This window comes from Nocardia sp. CS682 (assembly GCF_004634405.1).
Taxonomy (GTDB): Bacteria; Actinomycetota; Actinomycetes; order Mycobacteriales; family Mycobacteriaceae; genus Nocardia; species Nocardia ninae.
This window is the reverse complement of sequence record NZ_CP029710.1, coordinates 8,089,420-8,107,203: the sequence shown is the minus strand read 5'-3', so window position 1 is coordinate 8,107,203 and position 17,784 is coordinate 8,089,420. Positions and strand designations below refer to the sequence as shown.

Here is a 17,784-nt window from a genome sequence, read left to right as displayed (position 1 = left end):
GGACACCATCGCTGCCGACGTGATCGGTTCCTGAACCAGGTCCCCGCTCGGGGCCTCGTACTCGATACCGCGCACCGCCGCAGGCGTCATGGCCTGTCTATACACCTACGAGACCGGCAGCCGCAGTGGCCGGTCTCGCACGCGGTCACCTTGCTGGAGGAGCAGGGCATGCTCCTCCGCGGTCATGACGAAAACAGCAGGCGCCAGCGCTATTTCATCGACGCGGACGCGGGCTTGCGCAGCGTCGTGGCCAGCGCCCGCGCCGATCAGCACCTGGCCGAGGTCGCACTGCGCTGCGCGTACACCTTCGGTGCCGATAACCCGGCCGGGGCCGGGCTCGCCGCGGCGGCCCGGTTCCTCGAACAGATCAGCACCGACATCATTCGCTCCGCAGAGCAATGGGATGCGACCTCACCGTCATCAGGCTTGGATCGGCCGGTGCGCGGAAGGTGACACGACGCGGTGGCACCACCGGCGAGTGCGAACAGTTCATCCGGCGGCAAGGACTTCGTCGGCGGCACGTTCGCCGGCCTGGATGGCGCCGCTGAGGAAACCCATCCAGGCGTCGGCGGTCTCGACACCGGCGAAGTGCACCCGGCCGACGGGAGTTTTCGGTAGGCGGCGTGCGGTGGTGAGAGCGCCGACCGCGAGGCCTCCTTCACAGCCATAGGCGAAGGGCTCGTCCTCCCAGCTCTTCTCGAGATAGTGCAGCGGTTCGGCTGCGCGTGGCCCGAACAGTGCGGTGCATACCGAGAGCACTGTGCGCTGCCGCTCCCCGGGGTCTGCGGAGCCCCGGTCACCGGGGAGGTAGCCCGACAGAACGCCGACGTTTCCGTCCGCAGGAGAAGCGTCGAGCAGTCCCGGGACCGCGTCGAGATCGGTCAGGACCGAGCCCGAAAGTCCGGTCTGCCGCCAGAATGGTTCGTCGTAAACGATGTTGACCTTGCGCCCGTGTACCGGCTGCCATCCGTGTTGCAGCGTGACGCGGTCCTGCGGCAGCTCTGGATCGAAACGCAGGTGACGCGCGCCTGCCGGGCTGATCGCGACGATAACCCGATCCGCCTCGTATTCGGTTTCCGCACAACGCACCACGACGCCTGCCGCGTAGTGGGTGATGGAGTGAACGGGACTGGCGAGGATGACACGCTCACCCAACGACCGCGACAGCGCCACAGCGAGTTCCTGTGCGCCGCCACGGAATCGGTATACCTGGGCGGGCCCGGCCAGCAGGCTGCCGATACTTCCCCAGGTGCTCAGGAAATGCAGGGCAAACAGCAGCGAGGTGGTCTCGGGCAGATACCCGGCGAAATTGGCCTCGAACAGCCGCCGGGCCCCGGGGTCGGGTAGCTGTTCGTGCAGCCACGAACCGAAGGTGCGGTTGTCGAGCTGGTCGGCGTCGGGGGCGGTCCAGGGTGCCGACGCGGGAATGGTCGCGGCCAGTTTGTCCAAGGCCGACACGGCTCCCAGTACCTGCAGCATGGTTTCGGCAGGCAGCGCGGTCCACCGCGAGGTGAGCCGAAGGATCGGGCGGAGCAGTGGCCGCAGGGCCGGTGCGCCGAACAACGTCATCGCACGAGAGTTGCCGAAACGGAAACCGCGGGTAGTACCGGCGGTGTGGAGCAGAAAGCGCCCTTCGGAATTGCTCTCGAACAGCCCTACGCCTTGTGCTCGCGCGAGCCGGAACACGTTGTCGTGCGCCCGGTAACCCAGGGTCGCCCCTTCGTCCAGCACCGTCTCACCTACCCGCTTGGTCAGCGTTCGACCACCGACACGCGGAAGGGCTTCGAGGACAACGACGGAGCGACCGTGGTCGACGAGCCGCCGTGCCGCGGCCAGACCGGACGCGCCCCCTCCGACTATCACGGTGTCCACCCTGCGCAGTTGATTTGTCGCCATCTTGACCTCTGTTCTCGAAAGAGTCGCAACCGTACACCTAACGAATCTCGTACGTTGTACGTACACCGTTCAGTGTACGAGTTACGTATGATCGGTCAATGCCTGAGAGGAAGTCGGTGTGGCTACGCCAGGAGAAGTCGTCCCGTGGCAGACCGGCGTTGGACCGTGCCCGGATAGTGTCCGCCGCGCTGACGCTGCTCGACGAGGACTCGGTGCCGGGGCTGACCATGCGCAAATTGGCCGATCGGCTCGGCGTACCGCCCATGACGCTGTACGGCTATGTCGCAAACAAGGACGACCTGCTCGAGTACGCGTTGGACGCGGTCTTCGCGGAGACATCGGCGGCAGTGGACGCTGCCGCAGGGTGGCGAACAACCCTGGAGGGCATCGGAATTCGGACGTTCGAGGCATTGCTGCGGCACCACTGGGCGGCGGCACTGGTGGGCACCGCCCCGCCGATGGGCCCGGCGGCCGTCGCGCAGTTCGGCACGATACTCGAGGTCCTCGAGTCGGCCGGATTCCGCGACGAGCGCCTGGAGGCGGCGACGACCGGCTTCTACTATTACGTGCTCGGCGCCGCTCTCGCCGAATCCGCCTGGGCACGAGGAGGTTCCGCCGTCCAAGCCCCCGCAATGGAAGTTCCGAACCTGCGGGACGCCGACGGCGACGGCGCCACGCTCGCGGCCGCTTTCCTCGCCCGTTATGCGAACACCGATGCGCGGGAACGCTTCCGGCGCGGCCTGAGCACGGTGCTCGATGGCCTGCGCCCGGCGTGATCGGACCCAGCTGAGAACGGACACTCTCGCGCGCGTCGCCGAGGCAGTTGCGTCACGCCGACTACCGAGTCCGACCGCAACGCTCCCAGGCAGATCATCGGAAACCTGTGCACGAACAGCCAACTCGGTCCATCCGCAGACGCGCGGATCCAAGACGGTCAGGTGACTCGCGGTTGCGCGCGGATGACGACTGCGGTGCATTACCGCGCCAACCCGCTACCGGAAAAACAACCCGAGCAGCCTTTCGACGGCGAACCCCGCCGCTTTTCCCAGCCCGTGCACCAATTCGGCGGTGAACGCGCGAAAGCTCAGGTCAGCTCGCTGCCTGCGGAGTGTCACGGCGGCTTCGCTCTGCTGCCGACCATCTGACCGATACCGGTCTTCGGCGATCGATGGTCGAGGTCTACATATTCGAACGAGCGACTGTAGGCAGCTCGCACATCGCCACTCGCAATGCGGACCAGCACAATTCTGATAGCGCAACGAGATTCAGATGTGCTTCTCGCGAATAGGTATCTCATCGTGCTCTGCCAGTTTTCTTGCGCCCTAACGCGATCCCTCGACTCGGGAGAATCGATGATGCGGAACCTCGGCCCGCCATGCCCGGCTGCTGGACCCACCGCGATCGCGGACTCATGAAGGTCACCACGGAGATTCGCCACATCCACATCCGGGCCGGCGCACTCGACCTGGAATACCAGGGCTGCGTCGAGCAGGTCGCCAGCGTCGCCGCCGAACTGGCCGCGAACACGGATCTGACTGTCACCGTCGATGACAACACCGACCCCGCATTACCAGCGCTCCCCTGCGCGCGCTTATGGCAATAGGTCAGTCCTGTCTGCCGCCCGGGCTAGTCGGTGATGATGGGCCTGATGTAGTCGCGGGCGAACGCGGTGAGCCCGGCGTCCAGGTCGAGCGTGCTGGTCGGTTGCAGGATCAGCGAGTGCATGATGCGGCAGACGACCTCAACGCGCACTTCCAGATCGCGAATTTCGCGGAAACCCTTCTCCCGCATCGCGTTCCGCAGGATCTCGGTCGTCGCGGCGACCGACATCAAGAAGAAGGCGCCGCCCTCGGTGGTGAGCTGCGGGAGTAGGCGGCCGGGCTCTAGGGTGAGCATCCGTTGCACGAGTGGATGGGTCCGCCAGCGCGTGAGAACGGTGGTGAACACCTCGACAACCAAGTCCTCCAGGGTGTCGTTGCGGGCGGGAAGCTCGGCGAGTTCGGCGAGCAGCTTGCGCACCTCCCAGTCGGTGACCGCACGCACCACGTCGTCCCGGGAGCCGACGCGCCGGTAGACGGTGACCCGGTCGACGCCGGCCTTGCGGGCGATGTCCTCGATGGTCGTCTTCTTCACGCCGACCTCGACGAACTGGATCAGGGCTGCTTCGAGGATCCGCTCCTGGATGGTCTCGGCTGCGTTTTCCGAGGTGGCGGCGGTGGAGGACACCTCTCGACGCTAGCACCGATCGCGATCGCTGCAACATCACGACTCGACTTGTTGCTGCAACATTGCAATATAATTTGTTGCTATGTACGGTCGGTGGATGGCTGATCACAGTGCAACGAAGCGCTCCTATCAGGACGAGGCCCACGCGATCCACGCCCGTGACGTCCACTTCGACTTCTCCTCGGTGCCGATGCACTACATCCCGGGCGAGGTGGTCGCGACCCACGTCACCAACGTGATGCACTTGGTACTGCCCGAAGGCGAACGGGCCATGGCGGCCTGCTTGGCCGAGGCCCTCCCGTTCATCCACGACGAACGCCTGCGCGAAGAGGTGACCGGATTCATCGGCCAGGAGTCGATGCATGCCAGCAGCCACGAGGGCGCGCGGGACCACCTGCAGTCGATCGGTCTGGACGTCGAGTCCTACGTGAGCAAGGTTGCCTGGCTGGTCGATCGTGTCCTGGGCGGTCATGAACTCAGCGGCAAGGCCGAGGAGCAGTGGCTCAAAGAGCGCCTCGGCCTGTTCGCGGGCATGGAGCATTTCACCGCGGTGATCGGCGAGTGGCTCCTGGAAGCCGAGGCCCTCGAAGCGGCGGGCATGCACCCGACGATGCTGGATCTGGTCCGCTGGCACGGCGCGGAGGAAGTCGAACACCGCAGCGTGGTCTTCGACGCCTACATGTACCTCGACGGCGGTTACGCGCGCCGGGCCCGCACCGGATTGCTCGCCACCGCACTGCTTTTGCCGCTCTTCGTGATCTCCACGGCGTACCTGTATCGCAAAGACCCCAGCACGAACAAAGGCCGATTCTGGGGTGCGCAGTTCGTGAGCGCGACCGTGCGGGGCGTGATCCCCAGTTTCACAACCTTCTTCACCGAAATGCCGCGCTACCTGCGTCCGAGTTTCCATCCCTCGCAGCTTGGGTCGATGGATAGCGCGCTGCGCTATCTCGCACATTCGCCGGCGGCGCGCGCATGACCAGCACCGATGCCACCCCCACGCCGAGCCTGCGAGCGTTCGGCGTCGCCATGGACATCTACAAAAAAGTGTTCACCACACCCGCGCTCTCCCGTCCGAAGCCGGTGCGGTTCCACGGATTCGAACTCGACACCGTGGTCGAGTCGGTGGGTGCCGAGACCGATGACGTCGTGACGCTCACGCTGGTCGGCCGGCACGGACAGATCCTGCCGTCGTGGCGGCCGGGTTCGCATCTCGATGTGTTTCTGCCGTCGGGGCGGCAACGGCAGTATTCGCTGTGCGGGGATCCCCGGGATCGGCGACGCTACCGCATCGCCGTGCGCCGCATCGCCGACGGCGGCGGCGGCGGATCACTGGAAATGCATGCGCGGCAACCGGGCGACGCGCTGCGAATTCGTGGGCCGCGCAACGCGTTCACCTATATCGAGAACGCGCCGTCGTACCTGTTCCTCGCCGCTGGCATCGGGATCACTCCCATCCTGCCGATGGCCAGAGCGGCCGGTGCACGTGGGCAATTGGTGTATCTGGGGCGCTCCCGCGCTAGCATGCCGTTGCAGAGCGAACTACCGCCGCACACCGACATCCGCCCCGACGACGAATACGGCGCACCCGATATCCCGGCCATCCTCGCTCGCGCGGAAGCTGGTGCGGCCGTGTATGTTTGCGGCCCTCCCCCGGTGCTGGACGCCGCGCAGCAGCACCTGTTCCGGCTCAACCCCACTGCGTCGCTACATACCGAACGCTTCTCCGCACTGCCGGTGACCGACGGCCGCGAATTCGACCTGACACTGGCCCGAACCGGGGTCGATGTCCGCGTCGGCAGCCGGGAAACGGCGCTGCAAGCCCTGCTCCGGGTCAAACCCAACGCCCTGTACTCCTGCCGGCAAGGGTTCTGCGGCACCTGCAAGACCCGGGTGCTCTCCGGCGACGTCGACCACCGCGACCGGTCGCTCACCGACACCGAACGTTTCGACCACATGTTGACCTGTGTCTCCCGCTCCACCGGCGGACCCCTCGTCCTCGATCTCTGACCGTGAAAGGCAATCCGGTCCCATGACTGCACGTTTCCTGCTGGCGGAATCCGATGACGCATTCCTCGCCGGCGCCGCCCGCCGCTACACCCATTTCGTCGACATACCGCAACTACCGCAGCGCGTCTGGGCGGCGTTGACCTCCGATGACACCCTCGTGTCGTGGTCGCCGGTGATCACCGCGGCGCGCTGGACCTCGCCCCGGCCGTTCGGTGTCGGCACCACCCGCGTGGTCACCCTCGGGCGCGTCGTGCACCTGGAAGAACGGTTCTATCGCTGGGAGGAGGGCGCGCAGCTGACCTTCACCGTCGACGCCGCCTCGATTCCGGGCCTGACGCGGTTCGCCGAGGACATCGCCTTGCAGCCGACCCCCGGCGGAACCCGGCTGATCTGGACGTTCGCGCTCGAAGGCAACCCCTTGCTGCGCCCGCTGCTGACCGCGGCGAGCCCGGTCAACCATTTCGTCACGAGATCGATTGCCCGCGGAATTCGCCGGGCGGTCCCGCCGACCCGGCAGGCGGCCGGCCGATGACCGCCACCCACGCCACCGTCCCTGCTCTCCCGCTGGGCGGCGTCGGGGCGTCCGGATTCGACCGGGTGCACGGCGCAGCTGGCTTGCGCGAGTTCGCCTATGCCAAAGCCACTATGCGGCGGCGTTTTCCCGCGCCGCTGGCGCTCACCACGTTCAGGCGCAGTGCACGCGTGGACTTCGTGGTCGATCTGCTGACCGCGGCACTGCACGGAAGGATGGGCTGACCCATGACCGCACAAGACAGCGAACACCGGCAGATCGTCGTTCTCGGCGCGGGCTTCGGCGGGATCGGCCTGGCGATCAAGCTGCGCGCAGCCGGATTCGACGACCTCGTGCTGATCGAACGCGCCGAGGGCCTCGGCGGCACCTGGCAGGCCAACACCTATCCGGGCTGTGCGTGCGATGTGCCCTCGCAGCTGTACAGCTACTCCTTCGCGCCGAACCCGGAGTGGTCACGTACCTATGGCGGCCAACGCGAAATCCTGGATTATCTTCGCTCGGTAGCGACGAAATACGATGTGGTGCGCCACATTCGGCTGAACACCGAACTGCTCGACGCGCACTGGGATGAGGCAGCGTCGGTCTGGCGCGTCGAAACCTCGCGCGGGACCCTCACCGCCGATTACTTCATCTGCGCCGCTGGGATCTTCGCGGAAGCGAAATACCCGGATCTACCGGGCCTGGACACATTCGAAGGCAAGGCCTTCCATTCGCTGCACTGGGACCACGATCACGACCTGTCCGGCGAACGGGTCGCGGTGATCGGCACCGGGGCGTCGGCTGTTCAGTTCGTCCCCGAGATTCAGCCGAATGTCGCGTCGCTGACCGTCTTCCAGCGTTCCGCCCCATGGATCGTGCCGCGGCTGGACCGCAGGACGCGGGCGCTCGAACGCCTGCTGCTGCGCCGGGTGCCCTTGACCCAGAAGGCAGTTCGCGGCATGTGGTACACCCTGATCGAAAGCTTCGGCTTGGTCGGCTTCGTGGACAACCGATTCCGGCACCCGTTCGAACTGCTCGGCCGCTTCCAGCTGCGGCGCCAGATCCGCGACGAGGCTTTGCGTGCGCGCGTCACGCCGGACTACCTGATCGGCTGCAAACGGGCCATCTTCTCCGACGCCTACCTGCCCGCGCTGGACCAGGACAACGTCGATGTCGTGACCGACGGTATCGACGAGGTCCGCCCGCACTCGATCCTGACCAGGACCGGGGTGGAGGTTCCGGTCGACACCATCATCTACGGCACCGGATTCACCGCCATCCCGACGGCGTTCGACCGGATCATCGGCCGGGAGAACCAGTCCATCGCCGAGCTGTATCACAAACAGCCGCAGACCTATCTCGGCGCCGCCATCGCCGGCTTCCCCAACTTCTTCTGCACGCTCGGGCCGTTCGGCGCGGCGGGCAATCAGTCCGCCATCTTCATGATCGAGTCGCAGATCGCCTACATCGTCGACGCCCTGTCGATGCTGCGCACCCGGGGCGCGCGGCGCGTCGAGCTGCGACCCGACGTCCAGGAAACGTTCGTCGAGGAGATGCGGCGGCGCAGCGCCGAAACCGTCTGGCTCACCGGCGGCTGCGTGAGCTACTACACCACCGCCGCCGGCGGCAATGCCGGGCTGTATCCGAGCTGGAGCTTCGAATACCGCAGGCGCACCGAACGATTCGACGCCGAAGCCTACGAGGTGGTCTGATGACTCGCAATCCGCTGCGCCGGTTCGCCTGCGCGCGCTATGACGTCAGCGGAAAGGTCGTGCTGATCACCGGCGCCGGACAGGGTATCGGCTTCGAACTCGCGAACCTCCTGCATAGCCGCGGCGCGACAGTGGTGGTCTGTGACATCGATGAGATCGCCGCGCGGGCAACGGCTTCCCAGCTCGGCTCCCCCGCCTGTCCGATCACCGCCGATGTCGCCGACCGTACCCGGATGGCACAGGTGGTGGCGGAGGTGGTGCACCGGTTCGGCCGGCTCGACGTCGTGGTCGCCAATGCCGGTGTCACCCCCGTTCCCGCCACGGTGCGCACGCTGGACCCCGCCGACTTCGACCGGGTCGTCGGCATCAATCTCACCGGGGTTTTCAATACCGTGCACCCCGCACTCGAGCACGTTGTCCAGGCCGGAGGCCATGTCGTGGTCGTCTCCTCGTGCGCCGCGTTCGCGCCCGGGATGGGCGGTTCGCCGTACATGGTCAGCAAGGCCGCGGTGGAACAACTCGGGCGCGCCCTGCGGGTCGAACTCGCTGCCGTGGGTGCGAGCGCAGGCATCGCCTACTTCGGCATCGTCGAGACCGGTATGACCCACGACATGCTCGACACCGACGAACTGGGCCGGCGGCTCGACGGCATGCTGCCCTGGCCGCTGCGGGTGCGGATCACCGCCGGACAGGCGGCACGCAGCATCGCCGACGGCATCGCCCGCCGGGCCCCGCGCACCATCGCGCCCGTCGGGTGGGCGCCCTACGCGCTGCTGCGGGGAGTGGTCAACGCCGTGCTCGACAACCGGCTCGCGGCGAGTTCGTCCGTGCACGAACTGCTGCACCTCATCGAGGCGCGCCGGTGAGCGCGGTTCGCCGCAGGCCGTTTTGTCACCTCCATCCTCGAATCATCAACTGCTGCCCCTTGATTCAGAAAGGCCAGTTCCATGCGCACTGCCCGCTTCGACACGCTGCCCGCCGCCTTCCAGCACACCGCGTCGATCGATCCCGACGCGATCGCACTGCGCACCCCAGGCAACGCCCGCACCCTCACCTGGCGGGACTACGCGCGCCGGGTTCGTGACGTGACTGCCGGGCTCGCCGGACTCGGTGTCCGGCGCGGCGACACCGTGGCGCTGATGCTGACCAACCGCATCGATTTCTACCCACTCGAGGTCGGGGCGCAACACCTCGGCGCGACAGCGTTCTCGCTGTACAACACGCTGCCCGCCGAGCAGCTCGGCTACGTTCTCGGCAATGCCCGTGCCCGCGTGGTGATCTGCGAACCGCAATTCCTACCGCGCCTGCGCGCCAGCGGAGTCGAACTCGAGCACGTGATCTGCGTCGACGACGCCCCGGTGGGCACACTGTCGGTCGAGCAGCTGATCGGTTCCGGCACAGCCGATTTCGACTTCGATGCGAGCTGGCGAGCGGTCCAGCCCGACGACGTCGCGACATTGATCTACACCTCGGGCACCACCGGCAACCCCAAGGGTGTGGAAACCACCCACGCCAACCTATCTGCAGCGTCAGCCATCCCGACGACGCCAAGCTCGGGACCGTCGGAAAACTCCTGCCCGGCATAGAATTTCGCCGCACGGCCGACGGCGAACTGCACGTGCGCGGTCCACTGGTCATGAAGGGTTATCGCGGCCTGCCCGAGCAGACCAGCGAGGCGATCGACGCGGACGGCTGGCTACACACCGGTGACATCGTGGAGATCGACGCCGACGGTTACCTGAAGATCGTGGATCGCAAGAAGGAGCTGATCATCAACGCCGCCGGGAAGAACATGTCGCCGGCACACATCGAGAACACCATCAAGGCCACGACACCGCTCGTCGGGGCTATCGCGGTTATCGGCGACGCTCGCCCCTACAACACCGCGCTGATCGTCCTCGATGCCGAAATCGCCGAGCCCTACGCTCGTCAGCACGGGCTTCCCGACGCGTCCGCGGCCAGCTTGGCCGCCGACCCCGCCGTCGTGCAGACCATCGCGGCGGGAAATCAACGGCTCTCCCGCATTGAGCAGATCAAGAGGTTTCGTGTGCTCCCGGTGTTCTGGGAAGCCGGCGGTGACGAGATCACCCTCACCATGAAGCTCAAGCGGAAAGTTATCGCCGAGAGATACCTTTCCGATATCGCCGACCTGTACAACAAGGAGCTCGCACCCGAGGTCCACGAGCCCCGGCAATCCTGACCGGGTGCTGCACTGGGCCACCAAAGGATTCAACTCACCCCAACCTCCGGCCGTAGCAACGACCTTGTCGTCCTCGTCGGTGTCGCCGGCACGCAACACCGCAGACACTCCGCTGCAGTTCTTGCCGCCACTACCGAAGTTCAGGTGATGCTGCCCTCGACGCCGATGCCGGGGGTACAGGTGGGCAATTCGGTGTAAAGGGCGGCGAGACCGTTTTCGGCTGCCTTTTTCATGCTTGAAGACGAATGAGGTTATGGCACAAATGGACTTGGACGCCGCACGCAGTCCGGGCTTAGTGTCCAGACGAACCGGCCACGATCCGCAGTCCCATCACAGGAGATGACCGCATGAGCGTCACCATTTCACCTGCCGTGCAACGAGTTCTCCCGCTACTCACCGACCCGCCGCGAACCCCGGCCACCCCGAACGGTTACCTCGACCAACTCGGCTCGCAACCTGGCGCCCACGGGCAAGATGTCAACAACGGCGTCGTGCAATCGCTGTGGAGCTCGCGCATCGGTGCGTTGTTGTTCGACCACGTATCCACGGCCGCCCGGCGCGTCGTCGGCTTCCTGCAATCCCCCGCCGAACGACTGCACCTGCAGCCGGGCCAGACGGTGCTCGACATCGCTTGCGGCCCAGGAGAAATCACCGCATCGCTGGCCGACACGGTTGGTCCGGACGGGCTCTCGATCGGCATCGACATCTCCGAGTCGATGCTCGTCCGCGCCGCCCATCGACACCCCGCCGACAACACCGTGTTCCTGCGCGCCGATGCCCAGCGACTCCCGTTGCGGGACAACACCATCGATGCGGTGACCTGCATAGCAGGGCTACAGCTCATCCCCGACCCGGATACCGCCCTGGCCGAGATGATCCGTGTCTTACGACCGGGCGGTCATCTCGCGGTGCTGGTGCCGACCGTGGGTGCCGGTCCGCTCGAACTGATCGGACGTTACGTACCAGGTGTCGGCGGGGCACGAATTTTCGCCGACACCGAAATCGCGGACAGTGTCCGGGGTTTCGGACTCGGTGAAGTAACCACTCGACGCCTCGGAACGGTCCAGTGGACCTGCGGGCACAAGATCGGCTGACGTAGCCGGCACGCTGCGTTGCCACGCGCCGATTAGTTTCCGCCTCGCCCCGCGTCACTATTGTCGCGTGCAGCCGAAGGGTTCCACTGGTAGAGGAGATCGGGCGATGGCGATTCAGCGGATGGACAACGTTCTCATTGTTGTCGAGGACCTCGACGCGGTAATCGCGTTCTTCGTGGCACTGGGCATGGAACTGGAGAGTAAGGGCCCCGTCGAAGGACGATGGGTGGAGCGGGTGATCGGAGTCGATGACGTCCGGCAAGACGTCGCCATGCTGCGAATTCCGGGCGCCCCCGGTCGGGTCGAGCTGGCGATGTTCCACACACCGCAGGCGATCAGTCCCGAGCCCAAGATCGCGCCGACGAACACGCTCGGCATTCGCCGCATCATGTTCGCCGTCGACGACATCGACGAAACCGTCGCCCGCCTGCTCGACCACGGCGCGCAACTCGTCGGCGAGATCGAGCAGTACGAGCAGATCTATCGGCTCTGCTACATCCGTGGCCCCGAAGGCATCGTCGTCGGGCTCGCCGAGCAGCTGAACTGATAGCCCAGAATTCGAGCAGGTATCGGTCGTCGAGCCCCGGCTACCGCGCAACGCGCGCCTAGCGGCTGTTCGGTCCCGGTGACCCGTCGCCCCCATCCGAGCCGGGGCGTTGGTTCCTACCGCCAGGTGCGTTGTTGCTCGACGGAAGGCTCGGGGTTCTCGGTTGGTTCGATGATTCCGGCACGCTGGTCGACGGTGCCGAGGACTTAGGCACACTCGTGGACGGTGTCGATGACGGCGGCATGCTCGTCGACGGTGTCGAACCGTTGGTCGTCGGCTGCTTCCCTCCGTCGCTGCCGTTCTGCGGGGTCGTGGTCGTCGGCACCCGGCTCTGACTGGGCTGCACTGTCTCGTCGCCTCCGCTCGCCGGGGGGCCGTCGGGCTGGTCGCTCCCGCCGCCACCCCACAAGTGGCCAACGGTGGTGACCTCGTCGCCCGAGATCGACTTCCCTGTGACGCCCTCGAAGCCGGTGATCAGCAGAATCGCGATGAGGAACCCGACCACGCTGGTGCCGACGATCAGCGGCCAGCGCAGGTGATACCGGCGGCGTATCTGCGCTGCGCGGGCTTCGGCACCGACGGCCGGAGACCGGAGATCCAGCTGGGGAAGGACCACGGTGGGTTCCGCACCGACGAATCGCCCGGCACCCGCTCCCGGCACCCTGTTGTTCGGGGGCTGCCGCACGGGTTGATACCCGGCACCGCCTGCTGGCGGCACGTCGTTTCTACGCCCCGCCCATGCCTGCGTGGGCGGATGGTGGCTGCCCGGGCGTTGTCCGGACACCTGCCGCGGTTGCTGGACCGGCCCGGACTGCTGCCGGGCACTCGGGTCTGCCAGCGCCAGCGCCGCCTCCCTGGTGCGCTGCGCCGCCTCTTTCGTCTTGCGCATCGAGCGCAGGTACAGCTCGCCGCCCACGGTGGACACCACGCTCGCGATCCCGGCACCCGCCACGGTGCCCGCGACCCCCAGCGTCGATCCCAGAAAAGCCGCAGTCACCGCCGCCAGGGCTGCCGCGGTGACCTGCGACGGTTTGATGCCGTCCTGCTTGTCAGAGGTACCTTCCCGCTCTTCGCCCATTATCCCGATCTGCTCGCATCGTCACCGTTTCAATTTCCAACGCTACAAGCCGGGCAGACCGATCGGCCTGCTGCCGGGACTACCTGTGACACAACGCATTCCAGTCGCTTAACGAACATGAAGTCGACCTAACAAATACGAACAATCCGGCCTCGACAATCCGGGCCGCCGCCCCGGGCGACGGACTGTATCGCCGCGTCGAACCCCTCAGCCCCACCGCAACTACGTCTACGCCAAAGGATTTCACCATCTGGCACGATAGAGATCATGCGGCCGCTTCTGCTCCTCGATATCGACGGTCCGCTGAACCCGTTCGCAGCCAAAGCCGACGCCAAACCCCTCGGCTACCGCGAGCACAAGTTCAAAATTTCCGGCTGGAGCAGGCGCCACCCGTTGCGCATGTGGCTCAACCCCACCCACGGTCCGGCCCTACTCCAAGCCGCCGGCCCCGCCGAACTCGTCTGGGCAACCACCTGGGAACACAAGGCCAACACCATGGTCGGTCCCGCCATCGGCCTGCCCAACCTGCCGGTGATCCGGTTCGGCGACACCGGCCCTGCCTGGAAGTTCCCCGCCGTCGCCGCCTACGCCCGGCAGCGCCCGCTCATCTGGCTCGACGACGACTTCGGCATGTACCCCACGGCCCGCGACGAGTTCCTGTCTTCCCGCGGCGACATGCCCACCACCTTGATCCCTGTCAACCCCCGGACCGGCCTCACCGAATCCCACTTCGCCGAGATCCGCGAGTCCTGGCGCAACCTCTAGGGCCCGCCGCGAAGTCTGGCCCGTCGACGACTGCCACCGAGTTCGTCAGGCGTTTCGAGGCCTGCTGGGCGAGCACGGTTCGGTAAGCGGCTTCGATTGTGCGCACGCCGTCTTCAGCAGCCATGCTGCCCGCATCGGTTTCGATGACCGCGGACTTCTCGCCGGACACAGCGACGAAGTGGACAGTTCGCTCGGTGCGGCCGATCCAGTCGCCTCGGCGAGTCCGTGGCAACCGACTGCGCAGCCCGCAGTACATTTCCTCATCGCATTTCTCCTTTGTTGCGGGTGAGTTCGTCGGCCCGGTCGACCTCGGCCAGATCGATCCCCTTGGTTTCGCGGGCGCAGAGCACGGCGACCACCGTGACGCCGGCGGCTACGGCTAGATAGATCGCGATCGGCACCGAGGAGCCGTACACGTCGAGCAATCGGACCGCGATGATCGGCGCGAGTGAACCGGCAACGATCGACGTGACTTGATACCCAAGGGACACACCGGAATAACGCATCCGGGTCGGGAACATCTCGGCCATGATCGCGGGCTGTGCGGCATACATGAAGGCGTGGAACACCAGGCCGATGACGATTGCTCCCACGATCGCGGCGTTGTGTCCGGAATCCATCATCGGGAAGGCGAAGAACCCCCAGCTCGCCGCGGTGACAGCGCCGACCAGATACACGGGCCGTCGGCCGTACCGATCGCTGAGCCGTCCAGCGAGCGGAATCACCAGGAAGTGCGCGACGTGGGCGACCAGCAGCCACCACAGGATCACCGAGGTGTCCGTGCCGACGTGCACTTTCAAATAGGTGATGGAGAAGGTGACCACCAGGTAGTACGTGATGTTCTCGCCGAGGCGCATGCCCATGGCGGTGAACACACCGCGCGGGTAGCGCCGCAACACCTCGACAGCGCTGAACGAGGTGGCCTTCTCCTGGTCGGCAAACTCTTGCGCGGCAAGGAAAATGGGCGCGTCGGTGATCTTCGTGCGCACGTAGTAGCCGACCAGTACCACCACCGCCGACAGCCAGAAGGCCACGCGCCAGCCCCAGCCCAGGAAGTCCGCGGCCGAGAGTGTCGAGGTCAAGACCAGCAGTACGACGGTCGCCAGCAGATTGCCGACGGGCACGGCCGCTTGTGGCCAGGACGCCCAGAAGGCCCGGCTGCGGCTGGGACTGTGCTCGGCGACCAGCAGCACCGCCCCACCCCACTCGCCCCCGACCGCGAAGCCCTGCAGGAATCGCAGGGCCACCAGCAGCGCAGGCGCCAGGTAGCCCACCTGTGCGAAGGTCGGCAGGCAGCCCATCAGGAAGGTAGCGGCGCCCACCAGGACCAGGCTCAGCTGCAGCAGCTTCTTGCGGCCGTACTTGTCGCCGAAGTGGCCGAATACCAGGCCACCCAGCGGACGCGCGGCGAAGCCGACGGCATAGGTGACGAAGGCGGCCAGGATGGCGTCGAGATCACTGGTGCCCTTAGCGAAGAACACCTTGTTGAACACCAGGGTCGCAGCGGTGCCGTAGAGGAAGAATTCATACCATTCGACAACGGTGCCCGCCATGGACGCGGCAACGACCCGCCGGAGTCCTCGCGGCGCCGGTTCACTCGCCGGAGTCTTGTCGAAATCTATTTTACTGCTTGTCATTTCACTACTTTCGGCATTGCTGGGTGCGACCGCGCACAGCGGTTCGGCTCCTGACGGATTCGATGAGGGGCGGCAGGTATCAACCGTCGATGGCCGCGGCGATCGCCGGCGCGCCGGTCCGGCTCGCGCGCAACTCGACGAAGGGCGTCAGTGCCTCGGGATCGGCAAGAACGCCTGGGGCGGCGACTGTTTCGGGCAGCTCCCCGCGCAGGATCCGTTTCACCGGCACCTCGAGCTTCTTTCCCGACAGCGTGCGCGGAACCGCACGGACGCAATGGATTTCGTCGGGCACGTGCCGCGGCGACAGCTCGTCGCGGAGCCGAGCCGCGAGCCGCTCCCGCAGGCGCGCGTCGAGGACACAGCCCGCGTCCAGCACCACGAACAAGAGCAGCTCATCGGCGCCGGAGTCGTTGTCGGACAGGTGGATGACGAGGCTGTCGCGGATCTCGGGCAGCGACTCGACGGCGCTGTAGAACTCGGCGGTGCCCAGCCGGACGCCGCCCCGGTTGAGGGTGGCGTCGGATCGTCCGCCGATCACGCAGCTGCCGTCCTCGGCGATGGTTATCCAGTCTCCATGCCGCCAAAAACCAGGGATCGCCGCGAAGTAAGCGCTACGGTAGCGAGCCCGGTCCGCGTCGCCCCAGAACCCGACCGGCATCGAGGGCATCGGTTTACCGATCACGAGTTCGCCCTCCCGGCCGATGGTCTGCCAGCCTTCCTCGTCGATCGACTGCACGGCGGCGCCCAGCGCCCGGCACGCCATGACCCCCGCCCGGACCGGCAGTACCGGCGCGCCGCCGATGAAGGCGGTGCACAGATCCGTCCCGCCGGAGATCGAGGCGAAGTAGATGTCCGGGGCGACGTGCTGGTAAACCCAGCGGTAGCCCTCGGCCGGTAGCGGCGCTCCGGTCGATCCGAGACCGCGCAATGCGGACAGATCAGCGACAGCGCGCGGTGCGACGCCGGCCTTGCGGCACGCCAGCAGAAATGGCGCGCTGGTGCCGAGATAGGTGGTATGGCTCATCGATGCGAGCTGCCACAACCGAGCCGGATCAGGGTAGGCGGGATCACCGTCAAACATGACTACCGCGCTGCCGACGCCAAGCCCGGACACCAGATAGTTCCACATCATCCATCCGGTGGTGGTGAACCAGAAGAACCGGTCGCCTGGCCCCAAATCATGATGCAGGGCAAGAGATTTCATGTGCTCCAACAGGATTCCACCGTGCCCGTGCACAATCGGCTTGGGTAGTCCGGTGGTGCCCGAGCTGTAGAGCACATACAGCGGATGCCCGAACGGGACCGGTTCGAAGGTCAACTCACCGGAGTGCGCGACGAGCTGATCCCAGCTGATCGCCCCTGGCCCCGGTGCGGCGCCCGGATCCAGGTAAGGCAGCACGACGAGCCGGCCCAGCCCCGGCAGCGCGGTGCGGATTTCGCGGATCTCCGCCGAGCGGTCGATCGACTTCCGGCCGTATCGATAGCCGTCGACGACCACGAGGACTTTCGGATCAATTTGGCCGAGGCGGTCGAGTACCGACCTGACGCCGAATTCCGGTGGGCAAGAGGCGAAAGTCGCCCCGAGGCTCGCCGCGGCGAGCAGCAACACCAGCGTCTCCGGGATGTTCGGCAGATAGGCCGCGACCCGATCACCGCGCCGCACGCCGAGCCGGAACAAGCCCTGCCGAGCACGCGCCACTTGTTCGCGCAGCTGCGCGGCGGTGTAGTGCACGACTCGTCGGGTCTGGGAGTGCGCCAACACCGCGGTATCGCCGTCGGCCAGGCCGGGCATGCGCAGCATCGCCTGCGCATAGTTCAGAGTGGCACCGGGGAACCAACGGGTATCGGGCATCCGGTCCGCATCGGCGAGGATCTCGGTCGGCTGAGAGTAGGCAGGCACGTCGAAGTAATTCCAGATCGCGGACCAGAATCCGGGCAGGTCATCGACCGACCAGCGCCACAATTCGGCGTAGTCGGCGAATTCGGTCTCGCGATCGCGGGCAACCCATTGCATGAAATCCCCCATGCGGGTGCGCGCCCGGGCATCCGGTGGCGGATTCCACAGCACCTCGTGGGCAGACTTGTCCCCGGTGTTCATTGCACTCCTA

18 protein-coding genes and 1 pseudogene are annotated in these 17,784 nt (G+C 66.2%); 14 read left to right on the top strand and 5 right to left on the bottom strand.

Annotated elements, in window-relative coordinates; all coding sequences use genetic code 11:
* The first annotated feature begins 168 nt into the window (after positions 1-168).
* Positions 169-453 carry a hypothetical protein gene (locus tag DMB37_RS36750; RefSeq protein WP_135236634.1) on the top strand — a complete coding sequence of 95 codons (285 nt, stop codon included), beginning with the start codon at positions 169-171 and terminating at the stop codon, positions 451-453.
* A 36-nt stretch (positions 454-489) separates the two neighbouring features.
* Here the strand turns inward: DMB37_RS36750 and DMB37_RS36745 are convergent, their stop codons facing one another.
* Positions 490-1,863: an NAD(P)/FAD-dependent oxidoreductase gene (locus tag DMB37_RS36745; protein ID WP_167769047.1), complete on the bottom strand. Its 1,374-nt coding sequence runs from the start codon at positions 1,861-1,863 to the stop codon at positions 490-492.
* Positions 1,864-1,994: 131 nt separating this feature from the next.
* On the opposite strand from DMB37_RS36745, the gene DMB37_RS36740 reads away from it, so the two are divergent.
* From DMB37_RS36740 to DMB37_RS36730, 3 genes are all read left to right on the top strand, one after another.
* On the top strand, positions 1,995-2,672 hold the full coding sequence (locus tag DMB37_RS36740; protein WP_135236632.1) for a TetR/AcrR family transcriptional regulator: 678 nt from the start codon (positions 1,995-1,997) through the stop codon (positions 2,670-2,672).
* A gap of 183 nt (positions 2,673-2,855) precedes the next feature.
* Positions 2,856-3,041 (top strand): hypothetical protein, encoded by a 186-nt coding sequence (locus DMB37_RS36735; RefSeq protein WP_135236631.1) that lies wholly within the window; start codon positions 2,856-2,858, stop codon positions 3,039-3,041.
* Positions 3,042-3,307: 266 nt separating this feature from the next.
* On the top strand, positions 3,308-3,499 hold the full coding sequence (locus DMB37_RS36730) for a hypothetical protein (protein ID WP_135236630.1): 192 nt from the start codon (positions 3,308-3,310) through the stop codon (positions 3,497-3,499).
* Between the two features lie 23 nt (positions 3,500-3,522).
* Here DMB37_RS36730 and DMB37_RS36725 read toward each other — a convergent pair whose 3' ends face one another.
* The gene (locus DMB37_RS36725; protein ID WP_135236629.1) at positions 3,523-4,122 is read right to left on the bottom strand and encodes a TetR/AcrR family transcriptional regulator; all 600 of its coding nucleotides are present in this window, start codon (positions 4,120-4,122) and stop codon (positions 3,523-3,525) included.
* A 97-nt stretch (positions 4,123-4,219) separates the two neighbouring features.
* On the opposite strand from DMB37_RS36725, the gene DMB37_RS36720 reads away from it, so the two are divergent.
* The 9 genes and pseudogenes from DMB37_RS36720 to DMB37_RS36680 all read left to right on the top strand — a co-directional run bounded on the left by DMB37_RS36720 (position 4,220) and on the right by DMB37_RS36680 (position 12,196).
* Positions 4,220-5,101: a metal-dependent hydrolase gene (locus DMB37_RS36720; protein ID WP_135236628.1), complete on the top strand. Its 882-nt coding sequence runs from the start codon at positions 4,220-4,222 to the stop codon at positions 5,099-5,101.
* A complete protein-coding gene (locus tag DMB37_RS36715) occupies positions 5,098-6,132 on the top strand; it encodes a PDR/VanB family oxidoreductase (RefSeq protein WP_135236627.1) in 1,035 nt (344 codons plus the stop codon). Before DMB37_RS36720 ends, DMB37_RS36715 begins: the two co-directional genes overlap by 4 nt.
* 22 nt (positions 6,133-6,154) lie before the next feature.
* Complete coding sequence (locus DMB37_RS36710) at positions 6,155-6,664, top strand: SRPBCC family protein (RefSeq protein WP_135236626.1); 510 nt, start codon at positions 6,155-6,157, stop codon at positions 6,662-6,664.
* The gene (locus tag DMB37_RS36705) at positions 6,661-6,888 is read left to right on the top strand and encodes a hypothetical protein (RefSeq protein WP_206055104.1); all 228 of its coding nucleotides are present in this window, start codon (positions 6,661-6,663) and stop codon (positions 6,886-6,888) included. The genes DMB37_RS36710 and DMB37_RS36705 overlap by 4 nt, the downstream gene beginning before the upstream one ends.
* A 3-nt stretch (positions 6,889-6,891) precedes the next feature.
* Positions 6,892-8,355: an NAD(P)/FAD-dependent oxidoreductase gene (locus DMB37_RS36700; protein WP_135236625.1), complete on the top strand. Its 1,464-nt coding sequence runs from the start codon at positions 6,892-6,894 to the stop codon at positions 8,353-8,355.
* The gene (locus tag DMB37_RS36695; protein ID WP_135236624.1) at positions 8,355-9,221 is read left to right on the top strand and encodes a short-chain dehydrogenase/reductase; all 867 of its coding nucleotides are present in this window, start codon (positions 8,355-8,357) and stop codon (positions 9,219-9,221) included. Before DMB37_RS36700 ends, DMB37_RS36695 begins: the two co-directional genes overlap by 1 nt.
* Before the next feature lie 135 nt (positions 9,222-9,356).
* Positions 9,357-10,555: pseudogene (locus DMB37_RS36690) on the top strand (AMP-binding protein).
* A 347-nt stretch (positions 10,556-10,902) separates the two neighbouring features.
* Positions 10,903-11,649, top strand: a complete 747-nt coding sequence (locus tag DMB37_RS36685; protein ID WP_135236623.1) for a methyltransferase domain-containing protein — start codon at positions 10,903-10,905, stop codon at positions 11,647-11,649.
* A 106-nt stretch (positions 11,650-11,755) separates the two neighbouring features.
* A complete protein-coding gene (locus DMB37_RS36680; protein WP_135236622.1) occupies positions 11,756-12,196 on the top strand; it encodes a VOC family protein in 441 nt (146 codons plus the stop codon).
* A gap of 58 nt (positions 12,197-12,254) precedes the next feature.
* On the opposite strand, the gene DMB37_RS41100 is transcribed toward DMB37_RS36680, so the two are convergent.
* Positions 12,255-13,274: a hypothetical protein gene (locus DMB37_RS41100; protein ID WP_206055103.1), complete on the bottom strand. Its 1,020-nt coding sequence runs from the start codon at positions 13,272-13,274 to the stop codon at positions 12,255-12,257.
* A gap of 267 nt (positions 13,275-13,541) precedes the next feature.
* Between DMB37_RS41100 and DMB37_RS36670 the strand changes: the two genes are divergently transcribed.
* Positions 13,542-14,039 carry an HAD domain-containing protein gene (locus DMB37_RS36670; RefSeq protein WP_135236621.1) on the top strand — a complete coding sequence of 166 codons (498 nt, stop codon included), beginning with the start codon at positions 13,542-13,544 and terminating at the stop codon, positions 14,037-14,039.
* 260 nt (positions 14,040-14,299) lie between these two features.
* On the opposite strand, the gene DMB37_RS36665 is transcribed toward DMB37_RS36670, so the two are convergent.
* Together DMB37_RS36665 and DMB37_RS36660 are read right to left on the bottom strand one after the other, a co-directional pair.
* Positions 14,300-15,676 carry an MFS transporter gene (locus DMB37_RS36665; protein WP_135236620.1) on the bottom strand — a complete coding sequence of 459 codons (1,377 nt, stop codon included), beginning with the start codon at positions 15,674-15,676 and terminating at the stop codon, positions 14,300-14,302.
* Between the two features lie 79 nt (positions 15,677-15,755).
* Entirely contained in the window at positions 15,756-17,774 is a 2,019-nt protein-coding gene (locus DMB37_RS36660) for an acetoacetate--CoA ligase (protein ID WP_135236619.1), read from the bottom strand.
* Positions 17,775-17,784: the final 10 nt, after the last annotated feature.

Bases quoted from the DNA above. Each gene is read 5' to 3' on its own strand.
- DMB37_RS36720 (WP_135236628.1), top strand. From the start codon at position 4,220: ATGGCTGATCACAGTGCAACGAAGCGCTCCTATCAGGACGAGGCCCAC.
- DMB37_RS41100 (WP_206055103.1), bottom strand. From the start codon at position 13,274: ATGGGCGAAGAGCGGGAAGGTACCTCTGACAAGCAGGACGGCATCAAA.
- DMB37_RS36715 (WP_135236627.1), top strand. From the start codon at position 5,098: ATGACCAGCACCGATGCCACCCCCACGCCGAGCCTGCGAGCGTTCGGC.
- DMB37_RS36750 (WP_135236634.1), top strand. From the start codon at position 169: ATGCTCCTCCGCGGTCATGACGAAAACAGCAGGCGCCAGCGCTATTTC.
- DMB37_RS36665 (WP_135236620.1), bottom strand. From the start codon at position 15,676: ATGACAAGCAGTAAAATAGATTTCGACAAGACTCCGGCGAGTGAACCG.
- DMB37_RS36685 (WP_135236623.1), top strand. From the start codon at position 10,903: ATGAGCGTCACCATTTCACCTGCCGTGCAACGAGTTCTCCCGCTACTC.
- DMB37_RS36735 (WP_135236631.1), top strand. From the start codon at position 2,856: ATGACGACTGCGGTGCATTACCGCGCCAACCCGCTACCGGAAAAACAA.
- DMB37_RS36730 (WP_135236630.1), top strand. From the start codon at position 3,308: ATGAAGGTCACCACGGAGATTCGCCACATCCACATCCGGGCCGGCGCA.
- DMB37_RS36705 (WP_206055104.1), top strand. From the start codon at position 6,661: ATGACCGCCACCCACGCCACCGTCCCTGCTCTCCCGCTGGGCGGCGTC.
- DMB37_RS36670 (WP_135236621.1), top strand. From the start codon at position 13,542: ATGCGGCCGCTTCTGCTCCTCGATATCGACGGTCCGCTGAACCCGTTC.
- DMB37_RS36710 (WP_135236626.1), top strand. From the start codon at position 6,155: ATGACTGCACGTTTCCTGCTGGCGGAATCCGATGACGCATTCCTCGCC.
- DMB37_RS36680 (WP_135236622.1), top strand. From the start codon at position 11,756: ATGGCGATTCAGCGGATGGACAACGTTCTCATTGTTGTCGAGGACCTC.
- DMB37_RS36740 (WP_135236632.1), top strand. From the start codon at position 1,995: ATGCCTGAGAGGAAGTCGGTGTGGCTACGCCAGGAGAAGTCGTCCCGT.
- DMB37_RS36700 (WP_135236625.1), top strand. From the start codon at position 6,892: ATGACCGCACAAGACAGCGAACACCGGCAGATCGTCGTTCTCGGCGCG.
- DMB37_RS36695 (WP_135236624.1), top strand. From the start codon at position 8,355: ATGACTCGCAATCCGCTGCGCCGGTTCGCCTGCGCGCGCTATGACGTC.
- DMB37_RS36660 (WP_135236619.1), bottom strand. From the start codon at position 17,774: ATGAACACCGGGGACAAGTCTGCCCACGAGGTGCTGTGGAATCCGCCA.